At 72.9% G+C, this 25,978-nt stretch carries 11 protein-coding genes; 2 read left to right on the top strand and 9 right to left on the bottom strand.

Translation table 11 applies throughout. The features are described from left to right. Positions 1 to 38 precede the first annotated feature (38 nt). The 3 genes from ACSMX9_RS28565 to ACSMX9_RS28555 form a co-directional block, all read right to left on the bottom strand. Positions 39 to 1,118, bottom strand: a complete 1,080-nt coding sequence (locus ACSMX9_RS28565) for an arylcarboxylate reductase (RefSeq protein ID WP_445398345.1) — start codon at positions 1,116 to 1,118, stop codon at positions 39 to 41. After that, a complete protein-coding gene (locus ACSMX9_RS28560) occupies positions 1,115 to 2,077 on the bottom strand; it encodes an ACP S-malonyltransferase (RefSeq protein ID WP_445398343.1) in 963 nt (320 codons plus the stop codon). Before ACSMX9_RS28560 ends, ACSMX9_RS28565 begins: the two co-directional genes overlap by 4 nt. Before the next feature lie 259 nt (positions 2,078 to 2,336). Continuing rightward, complete coding sequence (locus ACSMX9_RS28555) at positions 2,337 to 2,681, bottom strand: LuxR family transcriptional regulator (protein ID WP_445403122.1); 345 nt, start codon at positions 2,679 to 2,681, stop codon at positions 2,337 to 2,339. A 647-nt stretch (positions 2,682 to 3,328) separates the two neighbouring features. Between ACSMX9_RS28555 and ACSMX9_RS28550 the strand changes: the two genes are divergently transcribed. Both ACSMX9_RS28550 and ACSMX9_RS28545 read left to right on the top strand, forming a co-directional pair. Further along, the gene (locus ACSMX9_RS28550) at positions 3,329 to 5,200 is read left to right on the top strand and encodes a BTAD domain-containing putative transcriptional regulator (protein ID WP_445398341.1); all 1,872 of its coding nucleotides are present in this window, start codon (positions 3,329 to 3,331) and stop codon (positions 5,198 to 5,200) included. A gap of 60 nt (positions 5,201 to 5,260) precedes the next feature. Continuing rightward, entirely contained in the window at positions 5,261 to 5,923 is a 663-nt protein-coding gene (locus ACSMX9_RS28545; RefSeq protein WP_445398339.1) for a class I SAM-dependent methyltransferase, read from the top strand. A 123-nt stretch (positions 5,924 to 6,046) separates the two neighbouring features. Here the strand turns inward: ACSMX9_RS28545 and ACSMX9_RS28540 are convergent, their stop codons facing one another. The 6 genes from ACSMX9_RS28540 to ACSMX9_RS28515 are packed head-to-tail and all read right to left on the bottom strand — an operon-like array spanning position 6,047 to position 25,960. Then, on the bottom strand, positions 6,047 to 7,171 hold the full coding sequence (locus ACSMX9_RS28540; protein ID WP_445398337.1) for an HAD-IIIC family phosphatase: 1,125 nt from the start codon (positions 7,169 to 7,171) through the stop codon (positions 6,047 to 6,049). Further along, complete coding sequence (locus ACSMX9_RS28535) at positions 7,168 to 8,283, bottom strand: acyl-CoA dehydrogenase family protein (RefSeq protein WP_445398336.1); 1,116 nt, start codon at positions 8,281 to 8,283, stop codon at positions 7,168 to 7,170. Before ACSMX9_RS28535 ends, ACSMX9_RS28540 begins: the two co-directional genes overlap by 4 nt. Continuing rightward, positions 8,276 to 8,557, bottom strand: a complete 282-nt coding sequence (locus ACSMX9_RS28530) for an acyl carrier protein (protein ID WP_445398334.1) — start codon at positions 8,555 to 8,557, stop codon at positions 8,276 to 8,278. Before ACSMX9_RS28530 ends, ACSMX9_RS28535 begins: the two co-directional genes overlap by 8 nt. Before the next feature lie 26 nt (positions 8,558 to 8,583). Further along, on the bottom strand, positions 8,584 to 9,453 hold the full coding sequence (locus tag ACSMX9_RS28525) for a 3-hydroxyacyl-CoA dehydrogenase family protein (protein WP_445398332.1): 870 nt from the start codon (positions 9,451 to 9,453) through the stop codon (positions 8,584 to 8,586). Positions 9,454 to 9,480: 27 nt separating this feature from the next. Continuing rightward, positions 9,481 to 15,681 (bottom strand): type I polyketide synthase, encoded by a 6,201-nt coding sequence (locus ACSMX9_RS28520; RefSeq protein ID WP_445398330.1) that lies wholly within the window; start codon positions 15,679 to 15,681, stop codon positions 9,481 to 9,483. A 31-nt stretch (positions 15,682 to 15,712) separates the two neighbouring features. Then, positions 15,713 to 25,960: a type I polyketide synthase gene (locus ACSMX9_RS28515; protein WP_445403121.1), complete on the bottom strand. Its 10,248-nt coding sequence runs from the start codon at positions 25,958 to 25,960 to the stop codon at positions 15,713 to 15,715. Positions 25,961 to 25,978 lie beyond the last annotated feature (18 nt).

The following is a 25,978-nucleotide window of genomic DNA, read 5'->3' as shown; positions in this document are numbered from 1 at the left end:
CGGTGGTCGCACGTGCGGGGCGCGGCGCCGCTCCCCGCTCAGTACAGTCCTTCGGGGGACGAGTTGGTCGTCTGGAGGGGACGGACGTTGGCGACGCCGTCGCTCGGCCACCGGTCGGAGCGGTGGCACAACGCCTGGTCGCGCTCCAGGACGTTGGGGAGGAACAGGTCGTCGTGCAGCACGGTGAGGCGCACTCGGCCCACCGTCCCGGGAGCGACCGGGGTCGACCGGTCGGACTTGTCGACCACCGCCATGGTGACCTGGGGGTAGTTCGGGACGTAACTGATCAGTTCCCCGTCCTCCTCCACGTCCAGGCAGGCCGCGTTGCCGAGGGTGTTGCCGTAGGTCAGGCCGCAGATCCCGCCTCGGAGGGCGCTCCTGAAGGTCCGGTACATGTCGCCGTTGATCTGGGTACCGCTCAGGCGTACCCCGTCGAGGGCGGCGACCTCCTCGGGGTGGCGCTGTCGGAGCGTCTGGAACAGGGCGGGCGTGGTGTTGAGGTACTGCACCCGGGCCTGCCGGAGCACGTCCGTGATCTGCTCGACCAGGTGGGTGGTGTAGTCCCCGACCTCGGCCAGACGGCCGGACCGGATGAGGCGTTTGACCCACCGCGGGTCCATGTCCACCGCGTACACCTGGCCGGCGTGCAGCTCCGAGACCTCCCAGGTCCCGTGGCCGATCAGGTGCGGCCCGGTGGGGGTGGCCTGCAACCAGGTCCGGCCGGGTGCGAAGCCCTCCCGGACGAAGGACCAGCGGCGCCAGGCCGCCCGGTGCAACAGCATGTCGGGGGTGTAGAACACCCGGCAGGGCGTGCCGGTGGTGCCGCCCGTGTCCCAGACCCGGCCGGCGAGCGGGCGGGGGACGGAGAGCGGTACGAGGTTCGCGGGGTCCTCCTCGCGCAGCCTGTCCAAGGGGAACGGGCCGAAGGCGCCGAGTTGGTCGTACCGGGTGATGTCACGGGGGTCGAAGTCCAGTCGGGGGACCTGCCCGAGCCAGTAGGGGCTCCCCGTCTGCGGGTCGAAGTGCCGCCCGAGGACCCTGCGGGTCCATGCGTCCAGGTCGGTGTCCAGCCATTTCGCGATCAGGGAGTCCGGGTCGTCCCGGGCCGGGGCGGTCATGACGGCACCGGGCCGCTGGTGAGGTCGATGCCGAGGTCGTAGGCGGTGCCCAGTGCCTGCTCGATGTGTTCGGGCCGCTCGATGTGCACCACGGGGAAGGGGAAGGCGAGGATGCCCTCCGGGATCGAAGGGCCCATCACCAAGCCGAGCTGCACGCCCTGTTCCTTCATCCCGCTGTAGACGTCGACCAGGCTGATGGGGTCCGTGGAGTTGCGTTGGAAGAGGTCCCTGACGTCGTCCCCGGACCGCAGCACCTTGGGTTCCAGGCAGGAGAGCAGGGGGACCTCGGGGTCGGTGAAGGACATGGCGTCGATGCGCCGGGCCATGAAGTCGCGGTAGGGCTTGCGCAGCGGCGTGTGCACCGCGATGGTGCGCCCGGGGAGCGGGACCACCGTACCCTGCGGGAGCTCGGCGGCGAGTTCGTTCAGTGCCTCGGCCCGGCCGGCCAGCATCAGGATGCGCTGGGTGCCGTCGACGGTGGGGCCGAAGTCCCCGGCCAGGTGGACGCCGGGGACGCCCTCGCCGGGGTGGGAGGGGGCACCGTCGCCGAGGCCGCCGAAGGCGATGGCGATGCCCTGCTTCGGCGCGTCGGCCGCCGGTTCCGGAACGTCACGGGACCCGGCGAGCATCTCGAAGAGTTGCTGCCGTTCCACGGCTCCGGCCAGACAACTGGCGGCCATCGCCCCGAGGCTCAGACCGCCGATGGCGGTGGGGCGCAGGTGGAAGGTGGCGAGGACGTCGTGCACGCCGATCGCGAGGGCGGCCTCGCGCACGGTACCCACGCTCTGCCGCTCCTCCTGGGCGGTCGGGAGGTCGTCCTCCAGGATCTGACTCACCGTCAGGCCGGTCCAGTCCGCCACCTGCTCGTACCAACTGCGCACCACCGGATACGCGCGGTAGAGCTCCAGGCCGTGAGGCTCCGTCCCTACGCCGCCGCCGAAGAGGTACCCCAAGCCCATGACAGCTCCCGTAATGTGAGGCCGGAAAAGAGGGGGCAGTGCGCCTCAACCGTAGTGCAGGGACACGGGAAATGTCAGCAGAAGGAGGGCCTCTTTGCGTTACCGCGACGCGGAGGTCCGGTCCGTCTCGCGGCACGATACCGATACGATATTCCCGCATGGGAGGATCTGCCCCAGGCGCCGTGGGGGAACATTTTCGATAATCACGGCGAAGATCACCTGGCTTTGAGTCAGTGTTGTCACGCCATTTACCTTTACCTTACTCAACGAATTCCGGAAGAACGCGGGGTGGCCATACGCCGATGCTCAGCACTCCGAGGGAGTGCGCACGGGAGACCAGGGCGGTCCGGTTCGAGACCTGGAATTGACGCATCAACAATCCGATGCGGTACTCGACGCCCTGACGGCTCAGATAGAGCGAGGCGGCCAGTCGGACGGTAGGAGTGCCGACCGCGACGCCTTCCAGGATACAGACGTCCAGGGCGGTCAGGCGTTTGACGCCCGGCCCGCCGGCGACGCCCGCTCCTGCGACGCCCCCGTCACCGGAGCCGCGGCGCGGCGGCTCCACAGTGGATTCGGTCCCCTCAGAGGCGGATACCAGCACCAACCTCAACACCCGCTTCCCCTGTTGTCCGTTGCCTCGCGCACAGCGCAGGGACGGCGAGGTGGTCGTTCTGCACGCGACCGCCTCCCACCGACTGCCCGGCGGGACCGACCGACAGGGAACGCCCCACGATCGAACGCCACCGATGTGCGCCGCGCCGGATGTGCGGCTCCCGCGGTCCACGTTCCGCGGTGGGGGTGGGCGGAAGCCTCGGCGCCTGAGAACGCTGCCCACGAGGAGGGCAGTCATGCCCCGCTCGTTCATTCCTTTCCCTGATCTGTACCCCGGCGACAAACAAGTGGCTCGATTTCATCGAACACTTCTTCGCACCGAAGGCCGGCGAGCGCCTTCCCCGTGATCATGCGGCACACCGCACACCACAAAAACGGGTCACCAATGCCCCCGGGGCCGCAGAGGGGACATGACCCGACGCACGCCGCCAGGGTGCAGCGACCCTCATTCGGGTGCGAAGGGGGAGGGAACTCGGTTCGTTGCCGGATACGCGATCCCATAGCCTTGAATCGATCTCCACCGTCAGACTCTAGGAGGACATCTAGATATAACAGGATTTGATTGACCGACACACCACTGCCAATGATGCTGAAGGCATCATTGGCCACCGGTCGTGTGACGAAGAAGGATTCCCCGTGAAATTCCTGCTACTTGGCCCGCTCTCCATCCGGTCGAACGCGCGCGAGGTGCACGTGTCGGCTCCGAGGCAGCGCGTGGTCATGGCGGCGCTCCTCCTCAACGCCAATCGGGTGATCTCGGTCGACCGGCTCGCGGAGTACGTCTGGGACGGCGCCGCACCGCGGAGCGCCCCCGCGACCGTCCGCACCTATGTCATGCGCCTGCGACAGGCCCTGGGCGAGCACGCCTCCGCCAGGATCCTCACCCGGGCACCCGGATACCTCCTGGAGATCAACGAACACGAGAGCGACCTGGGACAGTTCACGGCGCACCGCCGACGCGCGGCGGAACTGGCCGAGCACGGAGACCTGGAGGGCTCCTCCGCCGAACTGGCCGAGGCCCTCGCCCTCTGGCGCGAGGAGCCGCTGTCGGACGTCCCGTCCCGGACCCTGCGTGACGTCGAGGGTCGATACCTCCAGGAACTGCGCTTGCAGACCATGGAGCTGAGGTTCGACGCGGAACTCGCCCTGCTGCGGCACGCCGAACTCGTCCCGGAGCTCTGGCGGCTGGTCAGGAAGTACCCGCTCCGCGAGGCCCTGGTGGGCAAGCTCATGCTGGCGCTGTTCCGCTCGGGTCGGCAGTCGGAGGCACTGGACCTCTACCAGCGCACCCGCGCCCAACTCGTCGAACAGCTCGGTGCCGAGCCGAGCGCGGATCTGCGCGAGGTCCAGCGGCACATCCTGTCGGCCCACGACCGGCCGCGCCCCACGGCCCCGACGCCGAGCCCCCCGGCCGCCGTCACCACGGCGGCCGCCCCGGGGTGGAACGGTTCCGGCCGTCCGAGCCCGGCCCAACTCCCCTCCGTGCCGTCCCTGCTGCCGGCGCGCTCCGGCCTCCTGGCACGGCTGGAACGTCTCCTCCGCAGCTCCGCACAGCCCACGGGAACGGTGCCGACCGCGGTCGTGACCGGTCGCGGCGGGGTCGGCAAGAGCACACTGGCCCTGCACGCCGCCCACGCGCTGCGCAACAGCTCGGTGCACGGCCAGCTCTACGCCGACCTCGGCGGCGGGTCCCACCCGCTGACCCCGCGTACCGTGTTGCCGCGGTTCCTGGCCGACCTCGGGGTCCCCCGTGACGAGATCCCGCCGGAGCAGTGCGAACGGGTGAACCTCTACCGCTCGCTCACCACGGGCCGCCGCATGCTGGTCGTGCTCGACAACGCGCACAGCACCGCGCAGATACGGCCGTTGATACCCGGCAGCGGGGGCAACCGGTTGCTGGTCACCAGCCGACGAAGACTGGCCGACCTCGAAGGCGCGCACACCCTGCTCGTCCCCCAGTTGGACGAGGACGCGGCACTGGACCTGCTGGGCAGCATCATCGGGCCGACCAGGGCCGGCGCCGAACCGTGGGCCGCCCGCACGGTGCTGGCGATCTGCTCGGGTCTCCCGTTGGCCATCCGGATCGTCGGCACCCGACTGCTGGAACGCCCGCACTGGAGCACCGGGAGCTTCGCCCGCCGACTCGTCGAGGCACCGCGCCTGTTGGACGAGTTGCGCACCGACGACCTCGACGTCCGCCGCGGGCTCGACGTCGACCACGACGGGCTGCGGTTGACGACCTCGGGCGGCGTCCACCCGGCCGAGGTGTTCACCCTCCTCGGGACCACCGGGGCGCGTTCCTTCTCCGCCACCAGCGTCGCGGAACTGCTCGGCCGTTCCACGGCCGAGGCGGAGGAAGCCCTGGACGCCCTGGTCCGCGCCCATCTGCTGTGCCCGCCGACGGCGGGCGCCTACCGACTGGACGCGCTGGCGCACGCCTACGCCGGCGAGCGGGCACAAGCACACTGCCCGTCGCCGTCCGGTCGCACGTCCGTCCGCGTCGGGTGAGGGTGCGCCGCCCGGCCACCCCACCCCGACGGCCATCCCCTTCGAGAGGACGCCCCCGCCATGGCCCATCAGACGTCAGCCACCCCCGATCTGCTCGCCTACGTGCGCGAGGTCTCCCTCCGCGATGACGACCTGCTCAGGGAACTGCGGGAGGTCACCGCGGAGTTACCCGGGGGGACCGCCATGCAGGTGATGGCGGAGGAGGGCCAACTGCTGGCCCTGTTGGTGGGGCTGACCGGAGCCGGCAGGGTGCTGGAGATCGGCACCTTCACCGGCTACAGCACCTTGTGCATGGCCCGCGCGCTCCCGGCGGACGGGCTGCTGGTGTCCTGCGACATCGACGACAGATGGCCGTCCGTCGGCGCCGACTTCTGGAAGCGCGCCGGGGTCGACTCACGGATCGACCTGCGGATCGGGGACGCGGCCGGCACCCTGGACGCGCTGCTGGCGGAACGCGGCCCGGGCGGCTTCGACCTGGTGTTCATCGACGCGGACAAGGCCAACTACGTCCGCTACTACGAGGCGTCACTGGCGCTGGTGCGCCCCGGCGGCCTGATCGTGGTCGACAACACCCTGTTCTTCGGCCGGGTCCTCGACCCGAACGCGGTGGACCCGGACACCGCCGCGGTCAGGGAGCTCAACCGGCTGCTGCACCAGGATCCTCGGGTGGAGGTGTCGCTGTTGGTGATGGCCGACGGCATCACGCTCGCCCGCAAGCGCTGAACGAGGAGAGCCGAACGGCGGAAACGGTGCCGGAAGGGGGCGGGCCCCCTTCCGGCACCGTTCGTCGGGCGACGGTGGCCCGCGGTCAGCTCCGGGCCGTGGCGGGCCCGCGCACCCGGGCGGTCAGCGCGGCCCCTCCCCCGCCGCCGGTGACCCCAGATCGGGTGCGTCCAGGGTCATGGTGGTGGACGCCTCGCGGGGCTGCGGGGTCAGGTGCAGCCTCTGGAGTCCCGCGGGCGCGTCCGCCAGGGGCGCGGCGCAGGGGCACGTCTCCTCCTCGAAGCCCGAGAAGCGGTAGGCGATCTCCATCATCCGGTTGCGGTCGGTGGCCCGGAAGTCGGCCACCAGGTGCACCCCGGCCCGGACCGCCGCACCGGCCAGCCAGTTCAGCAGGGTCGAACCGGCGCCGTAGGCGACCACCCGGCAGGAGGTCGCCAGCAGTTTGAGGTGCCAGAGCCCCGGGTGCCGCTCCAGCAGCAGCACGCCGACCGCGCCGTGCGGTCCGAACCGGTCCGCCATGGTGACCACCAGGACCTCGTGCCCCGGATCGTCGATCAGGCCGCGCAGCACCGCGTCCGGGTAGTGCACCCCGGTCGCGTTCATCTGGCTGGTGCGCAGGGTGAGTTCCTCGACCCGGGACAGTTCGTCGCCGGTGGCGCGCCCGATGCGCATCCTCAGGTCCAGGGAGCGCAGGAACGCCTCGTCGGGCCCCCGGGTCGCCGCCCGCTCCGCCTCCCGGCGGAAACCCGCCTGGTACATCTGTCGACGCCGACGGGAGTCGACGGTGCTGGTGGCGGGTGTGAACTCGGCGAGTCCGGGCAGTGCGGGGACCTGCTCGGCGGGGTAGCACCGCACTTCGGGCAGGTGGAAGGCGACCTCGGCGCGCTCGGCGGGCCGGTCGTCGACGAACGCGATGGTGGTGTGCGCGAACCCCAACCGGTCCGCGATCCGGCGCACCGACTCCGACTTGGCGCCCCAGCCGATCTCCGGCAGCACGAAGTACTCGGCGATACCGAGGGCCTCCAACCGCGCCCAGGCGTGCTGGTGGTCGTTGCGGCTCGCCACCGACTGGAGGATGCCGCGGGAGTCGAGCTCGCTCACCACCTTGCGGACCTCGTCCGTCAGGCGCACCTCGCCGTCCTCCAGCAGGGTGCCCTGCCAGAGCGTCTCGTCCAGGTCCCAGACCAGGCACTTGACCGTCACGGTCGCGGACTCCTCCACCGCCCGGGCGGGCGCGGGCCCGGTCATGAGGTCCCCGGGAGCGAGAGGGCGTGCTGTGCCAGCATCAGCCGGCACAGTTCGCTGCTGCCTTCGATGATCTCCATCAGCTTGGCGTCCCGGTAGGCCCTGGCCACCGGGTGTCCGTCCTGCGACCCGGCCGACGCGAGGACCTGCACGGCGGTCGCCGCGCCCCGGGCCGCCTGGGTCGCGCTGACGTGCTTGGCGAGTACCGCCGCGACCACCTGGTCCGGGGTGCCCTCGTCCCAGCAGCGGCTGGCGTGCTCGCACACCCGACGGGCCACCTGCTCGGCGGTGAAGAGGTCGGCGAGGTGCCCGGCGACGAGTTGGTGTTCGGCCAGCGGCTTGCCGAACTGCTCGCGTTCGGCGGCGTGCGCCGTGGCCGCGGCGAGACAGGCCCGCAGGATGCCCACGCATCCCCAGGCCACGGACATCCGGCCGTAGGCCAGCGCGGTCGTCACCAACAGCGTCGGGGGCAGGCCGTGCCCGCCGAGGACGTGGTCGGCCGGCAGCCGGACCCCGTCGAGGTGCACGTCCGCGTGGCCGGCCGCCCGGCAGCCGAGCGGATCGGCGATCCGCTCGGTGCGGACGCCCGGTGCGTCGGCGGGCACCACGACGGCCACCGCACCGTCCTGGTAGCGGCCGACGATCAGCAGCAGGTCGGCGTAGTGGGCGGCGGTCACCCACTTCTTGTGGCCGTCCAGGACGACCGCGTCCCCGTCGCGGCGGACGGTCGTGGTCATCGCCGCGAGATCGCTGCCGGCCCCGGGCTCGCTGAAGCCGATCGCCGCCAACTCGCCCCCCGTGAGCCGGGGCAGGTAGGCGGCCGCCTGCTCCGGAGTGCCCAGGCGCTGCACGGTCCAGGCCGCCATGCCCTGGGAGGTCATCACGCTCCGCAGCGAGCTGCACAGGCCCCCCACATGGGCCGTGTACGCGCCGTTGAGGGTGCTGCTGAGGCCCCAGCCGCCGTACTCCTCGGGGACCTGGGCGCACAGTCGTCCCTCCGCGCCCAGGTCGTGGAGCAGGTCCAGCGGGAGCAGGCCGTCCCGGTCCCACTTCCCCGCCTGGTCCCCGACCCTGAGCGTGGCCTCGGCCAGGGCGCCGGCCAGGCCCTCACCCATCGACGCCTCCGGCGGCGGGCTGCCGGAGGCGGACCACCAGTTCGGCCATCTGCCGCACGGTGCGGAAGTTGTCCAGCCGCAGGTCCGCGCCGCGGACGGCGATCCCGTAGGTCTTCTCCAGGTGCACCACCAGTTGCATGGCAAACAGGGAGGAGAGGCCGCCGGCCCGGAACAGGTCGGTGTCGGGCTCCCAGGGTTTCCCGGTGTGTCCCTCCAGGAACCCCAGCAGTTCCTTCTCCAGATCGTTGGTGCTCGGGACGTTCTCCGTGGTCATGGGCTGTCTCCTCGTCGGGGATCGCATCAGGTGTAGTCGTAGAAGCCGCGTCCGGACTTGCGGCCGAGCCGGCCCTCGCGGACCAGTCGGCGCAGCAACTCGCTGGGGCGGCAGCCGTCGTCGCCGGTCCTCTCGTGCAGCACCGTGAGGGAGTCGACGAGGTTGTCGATGCCGATCAGGTCGGCGGTGCGCAGCGGGCCGGTGGGGTGACCCAGGCAGCCCTGCATCAGGGCGTCGACGTCCTCGGCCGTCGCGGTGCCCGCCTGCACGACGCGCGCCGCGTCGTTGATCATGGGGTGCAGGATGCGGCTGGTCACGAAGCCCGGTGCGTCCCTCACCACCACCGCCTTCCGCCGCAGTGCGCCGAGCAGCGCGACCGCCGCCGCCAGGGTGGACTCCCCGGTCCGGCTGCCGCGGATCACCTCGGCGGTCCCGATCAGGTAGGGCGGGTTCATGAAGTGGGTGCCGACCAGTTCCTCCGGCCGCTCCAACGCCCCGGCCAGCTCGTCGACCGGGATCGAGGAGGTGTTGGTCACCAGCGGGGTCCCCGGGCGGACCAGCGCGGAGACCTCGGCCAGGACCTCGGTCTTGGTCCGGGCGTTCTCGGTGACGGCCTCGATGACCGCGGTGGCGCCGGCCGCGGCCTTCAGCGAGGTGCCGGTGACCAGGGTGCCGGTGGGGGTGCCTTCGGGCAGGGCGGCCATCAGCGCGGCCAGCCGGAGTTCACCGTCGATCCGCTCCCGGGCCCGGTCGAGCCGTTCCCGGTCCAGGTCGACCAGGTGCACCGGCAGGCCGTGCCCGAGGGCCAGCACGGTGATGCCGACACCCATCACACCGGCGCCCAGCACGGTGAGCGCGTGCGACGGTTCCGGTTCCTCGCGTGGAGCGCTGGTCAACTGACTCTCCTTCGTCTTCACGGGCCTTCAGGTGGTGCGGAGGGTGTCGTCGAGCCAGTCGGCGACGGCCTTGCCGGTGGTCGCGACGTGTTCCTCCATGATCGAGAAGTGGTCCCCGGGGACGTCGACGACGGCGTCGGCGGTCGCCCAGGAGGAACGCCAGTCGCCGGCTCCGGAGGAGGGTCGGCCCAGGGGCTCGGTCGCCCGCACCAGCAGCACCGGGGCGCGGACCGACGGCGGCTGCCAGGTGTCGAGCAGACGGAAGTAGCCGCCCATCGCGGTCAGCCTGGTCCCGTCCATCGGGGCCGCCCGCTCCTCGCGGGCGAACATCCCGCCCAACAGCACGTCGTTGAACTGGGTGATGCCCTCGTCGTCCGACAGGTAGGTGTCCAGCAGCACCACGGCCGCCGGGCCCCGGCCGCGCCGCTCCAACTCGGCGGCCACCCCGTGGGCGAGGGTGCCGCCCGAGGAGGAACCCACCAGCACCAGGGTTCGCCCGGACAACTCCCCCAACAGCGTCGCCGCCTGGAACTCCAGCAGCGCCGTCATATCGGCGGGCAGTTCCTCCTCGGGGGTGAAACCGGGCGCGTCCAGGGCGCTGACGGCGTAGTGGTCCCGGAAGGCCGACGCGAAGCGGGCGTACTGGTGGGCGCCGCCGAGCGCGACCACGGAACCGAAGCAGACGATCACCGGGGCTCCGTCGCGCTCGTTCAGGTGCAGCAGTCGCGGTCCCGTCCCGGCCGCGGCGAGCTCGTCCCCGCTGGGGAACGCGGGACGCAGGGCGGAGGCGTGCTTGAGCAGGGCGATGCCCTCGTCGGTCCGGCCGAGTTCGCACGCCCGGCGGAACAGCAGGCTCACCGGGTCGACGTCGACGCTGTCGAGGGGGGCGGCGGGTTCCGTCGTGGCCACGGTCCGGGCAGCGGTTTCGGTCCGTGCCGCGGCGACCAGGTGCGCGGCGAGCCCGGCCGGCGTTCCGCTGTCGAACACCACCGAGGGCCGCAGCCGCAGGCCGGTGGCGGCGGTCAGCCGGTTCCGCAGCTCGATCGCGGTCAACGAGTCGAAGCCGAGGGAGAGGAACGGCACCGTCCCGGAGAGCGCTTCGGGGTCGGGGTGCCCGAGGACCTCGGCGGCCTGGGCGAGGACGAGTTCCCGCAGGATGGACGGGCGTTCCTCCTCGTCGGCGGCGTCGAGCCGGTGCCGCAGCGATGCGGCGGCCGTCGCCGTCGTGCTCCCGCTGCTCGTCGGACGGCTCCGCACCAGCGAGCGCAGCAGCGGGTGCACCGGGCCCTCGCGGCGGGCCGTCAGGTCGAGGTGGGCGAGGACGGCGGGGACGCCGGATGCGGCCCCGTCCGCGGCCAGCACGGTGTCCAACAGGGCCATGGCCTCCGCGTCGGAGAGGCCGCGTGCCCCGCGCCGGTCGATCCGCCGCAGTTCCGCGTCGTCGAGTTCCGAGGTCATCCCGCTCTGCCGCGCCCAGAGGCCCCAGGCCAGGGACGTACCCGGCAGCCCGAGCCGCCGGCGTTCCGCGACGAGCGCGTCGAGGGCCGCGTTGGCGGCGGAGTAGGACGCCTGGCCGGGGCTGCCCAGGACCCCTGCGGCCGAGGAGAAGACCACGAACGCGGAGAGGTCCGTGCCGCGCGTCAGCAGGTCCAGGTGCCAGACGGCGTCGAGCTTGGGCCGCAGGACCGTCGCCATCCGCTCCCGGGTCATCCCCTGGAGCAGGCCGTCGTCGAGCGCACCGGCGGTGTGCACCACGGCGCGGAGCGGATGTCGCGCCGGAATGTCCGCCAGGGCTGCGACCAGCTCCTGACGGTCCGACACGTCACAGCGCAGGGCCGTCAACTCGGCTCCGGACGCGGCCAGCTCCGCCGTCAGCTCCGCCACACCGGGAGCGTCGGCGCCCCGGCGGCTCAGCATGCGCAGATGACGCACCCCGTGCTCGGCGGCCAGGTGGCGCGCCAGGACCGCGGCGAGCGCACCGCCCCCGCTCAGGAGCACGGTCCCCTCGGCCGGACCGAACGACCCGACCGGTCGGGTCGCCGCCGGGGGGACGGAGGGACGCCGTAGCCGCGGCGCGTACAACAGGCCCGCGCGGAGGGCCGCTTGTGGTTCGCCGGCGGCGAGGAGTCGGGCGAGTGCGTCCTCGACGCCGTCCGGATCGTCGAGGTCCAGCAGGACGAAGCGTTCGGGGTGTTCGAGCTGCGCGGCCCTGAGCATGCCCCAGACGGTCGCCGCGCCGAGGTCCACCGGCTGCTGCTCCCCGGTGTCCGGGCCCGTCGCCCCCCGGGTGAGCACCACCAGCGGGGTGCGGGCCGCCGTCTCGTCGGCCAGCCACCCCTGCACGCGGGCGAGCACCGAGGCGGCGACCGCGTGCACCCCTGCCGGCCCGTCGTCGCGGGTCCCGGTGGACGGCGGGCAGAGCAGGAGCACGGCATCGGGCGCCGCGGCGGGTTCGACGACGGGGAACGCGGCCGGCAGCAGCCGCTCGTCCCGCGGGCCGAGCAGACCCCAGCGGACCGGGGGACGCGGCTCGGTGGATGCGGGGAGCGGGGTCCATCCGACGTGGAAGACGGAGTCCGAGGGCGGCCGCAAGGAGGCGGTGGACGCCGCCCGCAGGGTGAGCGACTCGACCGACGCCACGGTACGGCCCGTGGGTTCGGTGATCCGCACCGTCACGGCGTCGGGTCCGTCGGAGCTCAGCCGCACGCGGAGCACGGGCGCATCGGACGGCTCGATCGCGGCCCGCTGCCAGGAGAACGGCAAGGGGACGGCGTTGCCGCGCTCCCCCGTCCCGAAGTCCCCGCGCACACCGGTGGTCTGAAGGGCCGCGTCCAGCAGGACCGGGTGCACCGCGAAGCCGTCGCGCCCGGAACCGGGCACGCCCGGCGGTCGTGCCACCTCGGCGTGGACGGTCCCGTCGCCGCTGCGCCACACGGCGCTCAGGCCCCGGAACGCCGGTCCGTAGTCCAGGCCCCGGGACGCGAACAGTTCGTGGAGCTCCTCCACGTCCAGGGGAACCGCGCCCGGCGGGGGCCACGCACCGGTCGGTGTCGCGTCGGCCGGTGGCTCCTGCGCCCGGAGCGTGCCCGTCGCGTGCCGGGTCCAGGGCCGCTCGGGGTCGGTGCCGTCCTCGGGCCGGGAGTGGAACTCCACCGGCCGTTGCCCGGAGCCGTCCTCGGCACCCACCAGGATCCGTAGGTGCACGGGGGCGCCGTCGGACAGCGGCAGCGGGGTGGCCAGGGTCAGTTCCTCCACCAGGCCGCAGCCGAAGCGACGGCCCACGTGCGCGGCCAGTTCCACGAAGGCCACGCCGGGCAGGATGACCGTGCCGGCCACCGCGTGGTCGGCGAGCCAGGGGTGGGTCGCCAGCGACAGGCGACCGGTGAAGAGGGTGCCCGCGCCGTCCGGCAGGTCGACCGCCGCGCCGAGCAACGGGTGGTCGGCCGCCTCCTGTCCGGTGGACACCGGGTCCCGGTCGGCAGGGAGGGCGTCGAGCCAGTAGCGGCTCCGTTGGAAGGCGTAGGTGGGCAGGTCCACCCGTCGGGCACCGGTCCCGGCGAAGAGTCGCTCCCAGTCGACCGGCAGACCCCGGACGTGTGCTGCGGCGAGGGAGAGCTGTAGTCGGCGGAGTCCTCCTTCGCCGCGCCGGAGGGTGCCGAGGGCCTGCGCCTCGGGAACGTTCGCGTCGGCGGCGGTCTCCTCGATCCCGTAGGCCAGCGAAGGGTGGGGGCTCGGTTCCACGAAGAACCGGAAACCCTCCCCCAACAGAGCCCGGGTCGCCTCCTCGAACCGCACCGTCTCCCGCAGATTCCGATACCAATACCCCGCATCCAACGACGCCGTGTCCAACCACCCACCCGTCACCGTCGAAAAGAACGGCACCGAACCAGAACGCGGCACAATCCCATCCAACTCAACCAACAACCGCTCACGAACCTCCTCCACATGCACCGAATGCGACGCATAATCCACCTCAATCCGACGCACCCGCACCCCCTCACCCACCAACTCCTCCACCAACTCCTCAACCGCCACCACATCACCCGCCACCACCGTCGACAACGGACCATTCACCGCCGCCACCGACAACCCACCACCCCAACCAGCAATCCGCTCCCCCACCTCCCCCACACCCAACGCCACCGACACCATCCCCCCACGACCCGACAACCCCCCCACCAACCGACTCCGCAACGCCACCACCCGCGCACCATCCTCCAACGACAACCCACCCGCCACACACGCCGCCGCCACCTCACCCTGCGAATGACCCACCACCCCATCCACCACCACACCACACGACCGCCACACCTCCGCCAACGCCACCATCACCCCCCACAACACCGGCTGCACCACATCCACCCCCACCAACGAACCCGACGAACGCAACACCTCCGACAACGACCACCCCACATAAGGCGCCAACGCCCGCTCACACTCACCCAACCGCCCCGCAAACACCCCCGACTCACCCAACAACCCCGCAGCCATCCCCACCCACTGCGAACCCTGACCCGGAAACACCAACACCGTACGACCCGACACCACACCACCACCCCGCACCAACTGAGGCACCACACCCCCCTCCGCCAACACCCGCAGCCCGTGCACCAGTTCATCCCGATCGGCACCCACCACCACCGCACGCTCCCCGAAACGCGAACGCCCCACCGCCAACGAGTAACCGACGTCCACCACGTCCAACGCCGGCTCCGCCGCCACCCGCGCCACCAACGCAGCCGCCTGACCCCGCAACCCCGCACCATCCCGAGCCGACAACGGCCACACCACCGACCGCGGAACGACCCCGGTCGAAGCGACCGGCTCGCCCGAAGCCACCACCGGCGCCGACTCCAGAACCACATGGGCATTGGTCCCGCTCACCCCGAACGACGACACACCCACCCGACGCGGCCGACCGGTCTCCGGCCACGGCACGGCCTCGGTGAGCAGGGAAACGGCGCCCTCGGTCCAATCGACCTGGGGCGAGGGCCGATCGACGTGCAGGGTCTTCGGCATCAGCCCGTGCCGCATCGCCAGCACCGACTTGATCACACCGCCCACGCCCGCCGCGGCCTGGGTGTGGGACAGGTTGGACTTCAGCGACCCCAGCCGCAGCGGCCTTCCGCCCGGCCTGCCCTGGCCGTAGGTCGCCAGGAGCGCCTGGGCCTCGATCGGGTCTCCGAGGGTGGTGCCGGTGCCGTGCGCCTCCACCATGTCCACCTCGCCCGGAGCGAGTCCGGCACGGTCGAGCGCCTTGTTGATGACGCGCTGCTGGGCCGGCCCGTTGGGTGCGGTGAGCCCGTTGCTGGCACCGTCCTGGTTGACGGCCGAACCGCGGATGACGGCCAGGACGGGGTGGCCGTTGCGCTGTGCGTCCGAGAGCCGTTCCAGCAGGAGCAGACCGAGTCCCTCGCCGAATCCGGCCCCGTCGGCGGAGGACGAGAAGGACTTGCTGCGTCCGTCCGGTGCCAGGCCGCGCTGGCGACTGAATCCGATGTAGAGACCGGGGGTGGACAGGACGGTCACTCCGCCGGCCAGGGCCAGTGTGGCGTCGCCGGAGAGCAGGCCCTGACAGGCGGTGTGGATGGCGACCAGGGAGGACGAGCAGGCGGTGTCCAGGGTCACCGCCGGGCCCTCCAGGCCCAGGGTGTAGGCGACACGGCCGGAGGCCACGCTGGGGATGGTGCCCGTTCCCAGGAAGCCCTCCAACTCGTCTGGCACCCGGCCCAGCCGGGACCCGTAGTCGCTGTTGATCACTCCGGTGTAGACGCCGGTGCGGCTGCCGCGCAGGGTCAGCGGGTCGATGCCGGCCCGCTCGACCACCTCCCAGGACGCCTCCAGCAGCAGCCGCTGCTGGGGGTCCATCGCCAACGCCTCCCGCGGCGAGATCCCGAAGAACCCCGGGTCGAAGTCGGGCGCGTCGTGGAGGAAGCCGCCCTCGCGGACGTAGAGGGTGCCCGGGGCGTCGGGGTCCTCGTCGAACCGTCCCTCGACGTCCCAACCGCGGTCGGTGGGGAACGTCGAGACCGCGTCGCGCTCCTTGACCAGGAGTTCCCACAGGTCCTCCGGGGTGCGCACGCCGCCGGGGTAGCGGCAGCTCATGGCCACGATCGCGACCGGCTCGGCCGCGCCGTCCAGGAGCCGCCGGTTCTCCTGCCGCAACCGCTGGTTGTCCAGCAGCGAGGCGCGCAGCGCCTCGACCACCTGGTCCGTGTCCATGGACATGCCGTTCAGCCTCTCCCTCGGTCCCGGTCGGTCAGTCACGTTCGCCGCCCAGCGCCATCCGGACGAGGTCACCGACGTCCATGCTCGCGATGTCCTCGGCGGGGCCCGACGCCTCCGCGCCGTCGGCGAGCCGCAACAGCGCGTCGAGCAGCCCGGCCCGGCGCAGTGCGGACGGCGGGATGGTGGCGAGCAGCGAGCTGATCTCGCGGTCCCCCCGGTCCGCGGTACCGGTGCCGCCTCCCGCACCGTCTGCTTCCCGGGGGACGAGCCGCCCGGTCAGGTAGGTGGCGACGGCGACCGGGGTGGGGTGGTCGAACACCAGGGTCGCGGGCAGCCGCTGGCCGCAGGCCGCGCTCAGCCTGTTGCGGAGTTCGACCGAGGTGAGCGAGTCGAAGCCGAGGTCCTTGAAGGCCCGGTCCGGTTCGACGGTTCCCGCGCCGCCGTGGCCGAGGACGTCCGCGACCCGGCTCCGTACCAGTTCGAGCACGGCGGGCACGCGTTCCTCCGGCGCGAGTCCGGCCAGCCGGCGACGGAGCGAGCCCACCTCGGCGGCGTCCGCTCCCGAGGCGGGGCGACGGGCGCCAGCGGGGACCAGCCCGGAGAGCAGGGCCGGGACGGAGGCGGACCGGGCCGCCGCCCGCAGCCGGCCGAGGTCGATCCTGACCGGGACCAACAGCGGTTCGTCCAGGGACAGTGCCGCGTCGAAGAGCGCCAGGCCCTCGTCGGTACCGATCGCGGCGGTGCCGCCCCTGGCCATCCGCCGGAGGTCCGTCTCGGCCAGGGCGCCGGTCATGGTACTGCGTTGCGCCCACAGCCCCCAGGCGAGGGACTGCGCGGGCAGGTGCCGGGCGCGGCGTTGCTGGGCGAGCGCGTCGAGGAAGGCGTTGGCCGCCGCGTAGTTGCCCTGCCCGGCGTTGCCGACCGTGGCGGAGGCGGAGGAGAACAGGACGAAGGCCGACAGCGGCAGTCCGAGGGTGAGGGCGTGGAGGTTCAGCGCCGCGTCGACCTTGGGCCGGAGCACCCGGTGCATCCGTTCGGGCGTGAGCGACTCGACCACGCCGTCGTCCAGGACGCCTGCCGCGTGGACCACCGCGCTGAGCGGACGGTCGGCGGGGACGTCGGAGAGCAGGGCCGCGAGGGCTTTCCGGTCCGCGACGTCGCACGCCTCGACGGTCACCCGGGCGCCGAGTCCGCGCAGTTCGGCGGCCAGGTCCAGGATGCCGGGGGCCTCCGCGCCGCGCCTGCCGACCAGCAGCAGGTTCCGCACCCCGTGCGCGGTCACCAGGTGCCGCGACACCAGGCCGCCGATCGTCCCGCCGGCCCCGGTGACCAGGACGGTCCCCGTGGCCGTGCCGTCCGGGAGGATCGGGGCCGGTGGCACCTCCGCAGGGACGCTCGTCCTGGCGAGCCGGGCGGCGAGGAGCCGTCCCCGTCGTATCGCCGCTTGGGGTTCCGCTCCGGCCAGCACCTGTGGCAGCAGGTCGACCACGGCGGCCGGATCGTCCGTGTCGAGCAGCACGAAGCGACCGGGGTGCTCGGACTGGGCGGAGCGGAAGAGGCCGCGGACCGCTGCTGCCGTGAGGTCGGTGACGTCTTCGCCGACCTCCGTGGCGACCGCGCCGCGGGTGAGGAGGACGAGACGGGTGTCCTCGTCCCAGCGGGGGTCCGCCAGCCAGTCCTGGACCAGTCGAAGGGCGTCGTCCAGCGCCGCGTGCACGGATGCGGCATCGGGGGGAGAGGGGAGCCGTGCGGCGTGGTCGCAGTGCAGCAGCACCGTGGCGGGCCGGGGCGTGCCAAGGTCCACCGCGGCGCGGAGCGCGGCGAGGTCCGGGTGGGCGTCGGGGAACGCTTCCCCGACTCCGATGACCGCCCAGTCTCCTAGGGGTTCGGCCGGCACCCGGGCCGGTGCCGGGGACCACTCCAGCCGGTAGAGGGATTCCGGGCCGTTGCCCGCGCGCAGGGCGTCGAGGTCGACGGGACGAACGGAGAGCGCCTCGACCGAAGCGACCGGGAGGCCGCCGGGGTCGGTGGCGTCGATCGACACCGACCCGTCCGGTCCGAACCCGAGCCGGACCCGGAGCGCGGTGGCCCCGGAGGCGTGGAGCCGCACACCGCTCCAGGAGAACGGCAGTCCGGCGGAGGCCCGGCCCCGTTGCGGGTCTGTTTCCGATCCCCCGGCGAGGAAGAGTCCTTGGAGAGCGGCGTCCAGGAGGGCGGGGTGCAGGCCGAAGGCGGTGGCGAACCGGTGCTGTTCCTGTGGCAGACGCACCTCGGTGAAGAGGTCGTCGCCCCGACGCCAGGCGGCGGCCAGCCCTCGGAAGGCGGGGCCGTAGCCGTAGCCGGCGGCTCGGAACCGTTCGTAGAGGTCGTCGACGGGGACCGGGACGGCACCGGGCGGGGGCCAGGAACCGGCGTCGATCGGCAGGACGGTCGGTGACGGTTCCTTCGCGGGGGCGGCACCGAGCACACCGGTGGCGTGGGCGGTCCAGAGCGGTGCCGCCGCGTCCTCGCGGCAGGAGAACAGGTCCAGGGAGCGCCGGCCCGACTCGTCGGCGGCGCTGACCCGCACTTGCAGACGGACCGCGCCGTCCGCGGGAATCAACAGCGGTGTCTGAAGCGTCAGTTCCTCCACCGACGGGCACCCCGCCTCGTCCGCGGCGCGCACGGCCAGTTCCGCGAAGGCCGCGCCGGGGAGCAGCACCGTGTCGGCCACGGCGTGGTCGAGGAGCCAGGGGTGGGTGCGCGGCGACAGGCGGCCGGTGAGCAGGAGTTCGCCCGTCTCCGCCACCTCGATGGCCGCGCCGAGCACCGGGTGGTCGGTGGAGTCCAGTCCGGCCGATCCCACATCGGCCGTGCCCGTGTGCACGGGCGTGGGCCAGTAGCGCCGGTGTTGGAAGGCGTAGGTGGGCAGTTCGACCCGCCGGCCTCCGGGGAACATCCCCGACCAGTCCACGGTGAGCCCGCTCTCCCATGCCCGGCCGAGGGAGTGCAGCAGCCGTTCCATGCCGCCCTCACCACGACGCAGCGTCCCCAGCACCGCCGCGTCCACCCCCGCCGCCTCGACCGACTCCCCCACCGCCACCGCCAACACCGGATGCGGACTCGGCTCCACGAAGAACCGGAAACCCTCCCCCAACAGAGCCCGGGTCGCCTCCTCGAACCGCACCGTCTCCCGCAGATTCCGATACCAATACCCCGCATCCAACGACGCCGTGTCCAACCACCCACCCGTCACCGTCGAAAAGAACGGCACCGAACCAGAACGCGGCACAATCCCATCCAACTCAACCAACAACCGCTCACGAACCTCCTCCACATGCACCGAATGCGACGCATAATCCACCTCAATCCGACGCACCCGCACCCCCTCACCCACCAACTCCTCCACCAACTCCTCAACCGCCACCACATCACCCGCCACCACCGTCGACAACGGACCATTCACCGCCGCCACCGACAACCCACCACCCCAACCAGCAATCCGCTCCCCCACCTCCCCCACACCCAACGCCACCGACACCATCCCCCCACGACCCGACAACCCCCCCACCAACCGACTCCGCAACGCCACCACCCGCGCACCATCCTCCAACGACAACCCACCCGCCACACACGCCGCCGCCACCTCACCCTGCGAATGACCCACCACCCCATCCACCACCACACCACACGACCGCCACACCTCCGCCAACGCCACCATCACCCCCCACAACACCGGCTGCACCACATCCACCCCCACCAACGAACCCGACGAACGCAACACCTCCGACAACGACCACCCCACATAAGGCGCCAACGCCCGCTCACACTCACCCAACCGCCCCGCAAACACCCCCGACTCACCCAACAACCCCGCAGCCATCCCCACCCACTGCGAACCCTGACCCGGAAACACCAACACCGTACGACCGTCGACCGCGCGGCCCACCCCGGGGAGCCCTTCCGTCTGCTCGCCGGCCAACCCGTGCAGCAGGGAACGCAGTTGCTCCCCGTCCCCGACCAGGGCCTTCCGGTACTCGAAGGCCGTGCGCGCGCTCAGCGAGAAGCCGACGTCGCGCGGATCCAGCTCGGGCCTGCCGTCCAGATGGCGGTCGAGGCGGTCGACCTGGTCCCGCAGGGCCCGGGGGCTACGGGCCGAGAGCAGCCAGGGCACCACCGGCGCACCGTGCTCCCGTGCGGGCTCCGGGGCGTCGTCCCCGGGGGCCGCCTGCTCCAGGACGGTGTGGACGTTGGTGCCGCTCAGGCCGAAGGAGGACACGCCCGCCCGGAACGGGCGGCCGGTGTCCGGCCAGGGCCGCAGCCCGGTCGCCAGGGCCACCGATCCGCGCGTCCAGTCGACGTGGCGGGACGGCTCGTCGACGTGGAGGGTGCCGGGCACCTGTCCGTGCCGCATCGCCAGCACGGTCTTGATCACGCCCGCCACACCCGAAGCGGCCTGGGCGTGACCGAGGTTGGACTTGAGGGAACCGACCAACAGCGGTCGGTCGGCAGGCCGTTCCCGGCCGTAGGTGGCGAGCAGGGCCTGCGCTTCGATGGGATCGCCGAGGGTGGTGCCGGTGCCGTGCGCCTCCACCACGTCCACCTCGGACGCCGTCACCCCGGCGGCGATCAGCGCCTCCCGGATCACCCGCTGCTGGGAGGGGCCGTTGGGTGCGGAGAGGCCGTTGCTCGCACCGTCCTGGTTGACCGCCGAGCCCCGCACCACCGCCAGCACCGGGTGCCCGTTGCGCCGTGCGTCGGAGAGCCGCTCCAGCAGGACGACGCCCGCCCCTTCGCCCATGCCCATTCCGTCGGCGTCGTCCGAGAACGCCTTGCAGCGTCCGTCCTCGGCGAGTCCTCGTTGGCGGGAGAAGGTGACGATGGCGCCGGGGGTCGCCATCACCGCGACGCCTCCGACCAGTGCCAGCGAGCAGTCACCGGCGCGCAGGGACTGGCCGGCGAGGTGCATCGCGACCAGCGAGGACGAGCAGGCCGTGTCCACGGTCACCGCGGGGCCTTCGAGGCCCAGGGTGTACGCCACCCGGCCGGAGACCACGCTGGGTGCGCTCCCGGTGAGCAGGTGCCCGTCGCCCTCGCCGGCCTGCGCGACCACCGCGGCGTAGTCCGCGTAGTTGACTCCGGTGAACACCCCGGTGCGGCTGCCGCGCAGGGCCACCGGGTCGATGGCGGCGCGTTCGATCGCTTCCCAGCTGGTCTCCAGCAGCAGCCGCTGCTGGGGGTCCATCGCCACCGCCTCCCGCGGCGAGATCCCGAAGAACTCCGCGTCGAACTCGGCGACGTCGTGCAGGAAGCCGCCGTGGCGGGTGGTCGAGGTGCCGGGGTGGTCGGGGTCCGGGTCGTAGAGGGCTTCGAGGTCCCAACCGCGGTCGGCGGGGAACTCCGAGACGGCGTCGCCGCCCTCGGCGAGCAGCCGCCACAGGTCCTCGGGGGTGCCGATCCCGCCGGGGAAGCGGCAGGCCATGGAGACGATCGCGATGCGGTCGTCCTCGGGTGCGACGGCGGCCCGGACGGCCGGTTCCGCCGTGGTGGGCCCTTGGCGGCCCACCAGTTCGGCGCGGATCTCCGCGGCGAGCGCGGTGGGCGACGGATGGTCGAAGACCAGGGTGGACGGCAGGCGGAGGCCGGTGGCGGCGTTCAGACGGTTGCGCAGTTCCACGGCGGTGAGCGAGGCGAAGCCCATGTCCTGGAACGCCTTGCCCGGCCGGATGTCGTCCGCCGCGCCGTGACCGAGCACGGCCGCCGCATGGGTGCGGACCAGGTCGAGCAGCAGGCGCTGCTGTTCGGCCGGGCCCAGTGCGGTCAGCCGTTCACGTAGCGCCTGGGCTGCGGGCGCCTGGGCCGCGCCGTCGTCCGCCGGCCGTTCCAGCGCGCGGCGGGCCTCGGGGACTCCCGTCAGCAGCGGGCTGGGGCGGCCGGAGGTGAACACGGCCGCGAACTGCTCCCAGTCGACGTCGGCGACGGCGAGCAGGGTCTCGTCGTCGTCCAGTGCCTGTTGCAGGGCGCTCACGGCGAGGTCGGGGGAGATGCGGGGCAGGCCGTGTTGCTCCAGTTTGAACAGGTCGGCGTCCTCGCCGGCGATGCGGTCCTGCCAGGGGTTCTCCGCCTGCCAGACGCCCCAGTCGATGGTGGTTGCGGTCAGGCCACGGGCCCGGCGGTGCTGGGCCAGGGCGTCCAGGTAGGCGTTGGCCGCGGCGTAGGCGGCGTGGTCGCCGCTGCCCCAGACGCCTGCGATGGAGGAGAACAGGACGAAGGCGTCCAACTCCCGGTCGAGCAGGGCGTCGAGGTGCCCGGCTCCGGTGGCCTTGGCGGCGACGATCTGCTCGAAGGCGGACAGGGGGGTGCGGTCCAGGGGGGCGAGCGCGATGAAGGCGGCGGCGTGGAAGACCGCGGTGACCGGGGTGCCGGCCGCTTCCAGACCGGTGAGGAGTGCCTCGACGGAGTCCCGGTCGGCGAGGTCGCACACCGGCAGCGACAGGCGCACGCCGAGTTCGTCGAGTTCCGCGGCGAGTTCCTCCGCGCCGGGTGCCTGGGGGCCGCGGCGGCCCGGGAGGACGAGGTGGGTGGCGCCGCTGCGGGCCAGCCAACGGGCGATGTGCGGGCCGACGGCTCCGGTGCCGCCGGTGAGCAGTACGGTTCCGCGGGGCTTCCACCTCCGCGTCCCGCCGGTCCTGGGGGCGTGGCGCAGTCGGCGGGCGAGGAGACCGCCGGGGCGCAGCGCGAGTTGGTCCTCGCCGCCGGTGCCGGCTTCGCCCGGGGTGGCCGTCAGTACCGCGGCGAGCCGGGTCCTGGCGCGGGCGTCGAGGTCGACCGGCAGGTCGATGAGTCCGCCCCAGCGCCCGGACGCCTCCAGCGCCGCCACCAGTCCGGTGCCCCAGACCATGGCCTGGGCGGGTTCCCTGATCGGGTCGTCGTCGCCGGTCGACAGGGCCCCGTCGGTGACGCACCAGAGGGGGGCCGTGTGCGCGAGGTCTCCGAGCGCCTGGACGAGGGCGACGGTCAGCGCGGTGCCCGTGGGCAGTTGGGGGTGGTCGGGGTGCGGACGGGCGTCCAGTGCCAACAGCGACAGCACTCCGGTCGGGGTGCGGCCGTCGAGGGCTGCGGTGAGCGTGTCCGCGAGTCGCTCGCGGCGGACGTCGTCCGCGGCGAGTTCGACCGTGATGACCGAGGCTCCGGTCTCGGTGAGGGCCAGGACCGGGCCGGGGGTCCGTTCCTCGGACCCGTGGCCGGCGGGCAGCACCACCAGCCAGGTCCCGGCGGTGGTGGGGGCGGTCACCGGGTCGGGGAGCGGCTGCCAGTCGATGCGGTAGCGCCAGGAGTCGAGGACGGCTCCGTCCTTCTGCTGCTGCCGCCACTCGCGCAGGGCGGGCAGCACCCGGTCGAGGGTGTCCTCGTCGACGGAGAGGTGGGCGGCGACCTCGGCGGGGGCCTCGTGCTCGACCAGGTGCCAGAAGGCGGTGCCGGTCGGATCGTCGTCGGCCGGTCCCGTGGGACCGGGCGCCTCGGGTTCCAGCCAGTAGCGCTGCGTCTGGAAGGGGTATCCGGGCAGGCCGGCCGTGCGGGCCCCGGTGCCGGCGAACACCGCGGCCCAGTCGACGGCCGCGCCCGACACCCAGAGTTCGGCGGCCGAGGCCAGTGCCCGGCGCATCCCGCCGTCGTCCCGGCGCAGGGTGCCGACGACCACCGCCGGTCCTCCGGCGGCGAGGTCCTCGACGGTGTCCTGGACGGCCATGGTCAGCACGGGGTGCGGTGACACTTCGAGGAACACCTCGTGGCCCTGTGCGGCCAGGGCGCGGACGGCCGTGTCGAAGCGGACGGTCCGTCGGAGGTTGCGGTACCAGTAGTCGGCGTCCATGAGTGCGGTGTCCAGCCAGTCGCCGGTGACCGTGGAGAACAGCGGCACCCGGCTCGTGACCGGACGCACGCCCGCCAAGGCGGTCAGCACCTCCGTCTCGATGCGCTCGACCTGCGCCGAGTGGGAGGCGTAGTCCACGGGCACGGCCCTGGCCCGCACGCCGTGCGCCGTGCAGTGGGCGAGCAGTTCCGCGAGCGCCGTCGCCTCCCCGGAGACCACCACGGCGGCCGGCCCGTTGACGGCGGCGATCGACAGCCGGTCCCCCCACGGGCGGATCTCGGCACGGGCCCGGTCCTGCGGCAGGGAGACCGCGGCCATGCCGCCGGGGCCGGTCAGCGCCCGGATGGCGCGGCTGCGCAGGGCGACGACCGCGGCCCCGTCCTCCAGGGTCAGCGCCCCCGCCACCACGGCGGCGGCGATCTCGCCCTGGCTGTGGCCGACCACGGCGTCCGGCCGGACGCCCCAGGACTCCCAGAGCGCGGCCAAGGACACCATCACCGCCCAGAGCACCGGTTGCACCACGTCCACCCGTTCCAGCGAGGGCGCGTCGGGCGCCTCCTCCAGGACCGCGAGGAGCGACCAGTCGACGTGTGCGGACAGGGCGGTGCCGCAGGCGGTGAGCCGGTCCCGGAAGACGGGGCTGGTGGCGAGCAGGTCCCGGGCCATGCCGGCCCACTGCGAGCCCTGACCGGGGAAGACCAGCACCGTGCGCCCCTCGACGACGCGGCCGGCGCCGGACACGACGAGGGCGTCGCCGGTGGGGGCGTCCGCGGTGCCCGCGGCCAGGGCGGCGAGCCCGGCCGACAGCGCGGGTTTCCCGTCGCCGATGACCACCGCCCGGTGTTCGAAGGCGGACCGGGTGGTCGCCAGCGAGTGGCCCACGTCGACCGGGCGCAGGCAGGCGCGGGCGGCGAGGTGGGCGTCCAGTCGGACCGCCTGGTCCCGGAGTGCGGACGCGGTGCGGCCGGCCAGGACCCAGGGCAGCACGGAGACGGGCGCGTGGCCGGGACCGTCCGTCGGGTCGGTCTCCGGGTCGGGTTCCGGCGCCTGTTCCAGGACGACGTGGGCGTTGGTGCCGCTCATGCCGAACGCGGACACCCCGGCCCGGCGCGGTCTGCCGGTGGCGGGCCAGTCGCGGGCTTCGGTGAGCAGTTCGACGGCCCCCGCCGACCAGTCGGCGTGCGGGGTGGGCCGGTCCACGTGGAGGGTGCGGGGCAGGACCCCGTGCCGCAGGGCCAGCACCGTCTTGATCACTCCGGCCACCCCCGCCGCGGCCTGGGTGTGGCCGATGTTCGACTTCAACGACCCCAACCACAACGGCCGCTCCACCGAACGGTCCTGACCGTAGGTCGCCAACAACGCCTCGGCCTCGATGGGATCGCCGAGGGTGGTGCCGGTGCCGTGCGCCTCGACGGCGTCCACGTCCCGGTGGGTCAGGCCCGCGTCGGCGAGCGCCGCGCGGATGACGCGCTGTTGGGAGGGGCCGTTGGGGGCGGTGAGGCCGTTGCTGGCACCGTCCTGGTTGATCGCCGAGCCGCGGAGGACGGCGAGTACCTCACGGCCGTTGCGCCGGGCGTCGGAGAGCCGCTCCAGCAGCAGCATGCCCACGCCCTCGCCCCAGCCGGTGCCGTTCGCGGCCGCAGCGAAGGGCTTGCAACGGCCGTCGCCGGACATCGCGCCCTGCCGGCTGAACTCCACGAACACGGCCGGCAGCGCCATGACGGTGACACCGCCGGCGAGCGCCAGCGAGCAGTCGCCGGCGCGCAGCGCCCGCACCGCGAGGTGCAGGGCCACCAACGACGCCGAGCAGGCGGTGTCGACCGTGACGGCGGGGCCTTCGAGACCGAGCGCGTAGGACACCCGCCCGGACATCACGCTCATCGAGTTCCCGGTCATCAGGAAGCCCTGCACGGCTTCCGGCGCGGTGGGCCCCAGGGTCGCGTAGCCCTGGTCGATGGCCGCGGCGAACACCCCGGTCCGGCTGCCGCGCAGGGTGAGCGGATCGATGCCGGCCTGCTCGACGGCCTCCCAGGCGGCCGTCAGCAGCAGCCGCTGCTGGGGGTCCATGGCCACCGCCTCGCGGGGCGAGATGCCGAAGAACTCGGGGTCGAAGTCCCCCGCCCCGTCGAGGAAGGCGCCCTGTGCGGGGACCTGGCCGTCCGCCGGCCAGGCGGCTTGCCAGCCCCGGTCGTCGGGGACCGGGGTGACCGTGTCGCGGCCGGCGAGGAGCAGGTCCCACAGGTCCTCGGGGGTGCGGACGCCGCCGGGCAGGCGGCAGCTCATCGCCACGATCGCGATGGGCTCGTGCGCGTCCGCCTCGGCCTGCTTGAGCTGCTGCCGGGTCTTCTGGAGGTCGATGGTCACCCGGTTGAGGTAGTCACGCAGTTTCTGGTCGCTCACAGGACCCTGCCGTTCTCGTCGAAGGATGCGCGGGCAACGGTGCTC

Source organism: Streptomyces sp. LE64 (assembly GCF_052606915.1).
The sequence above is the reverse complement of the archived record's forward strand: the minus strand, read 5'-3'. Positions and strand labels throughout refer to the sequence as shown.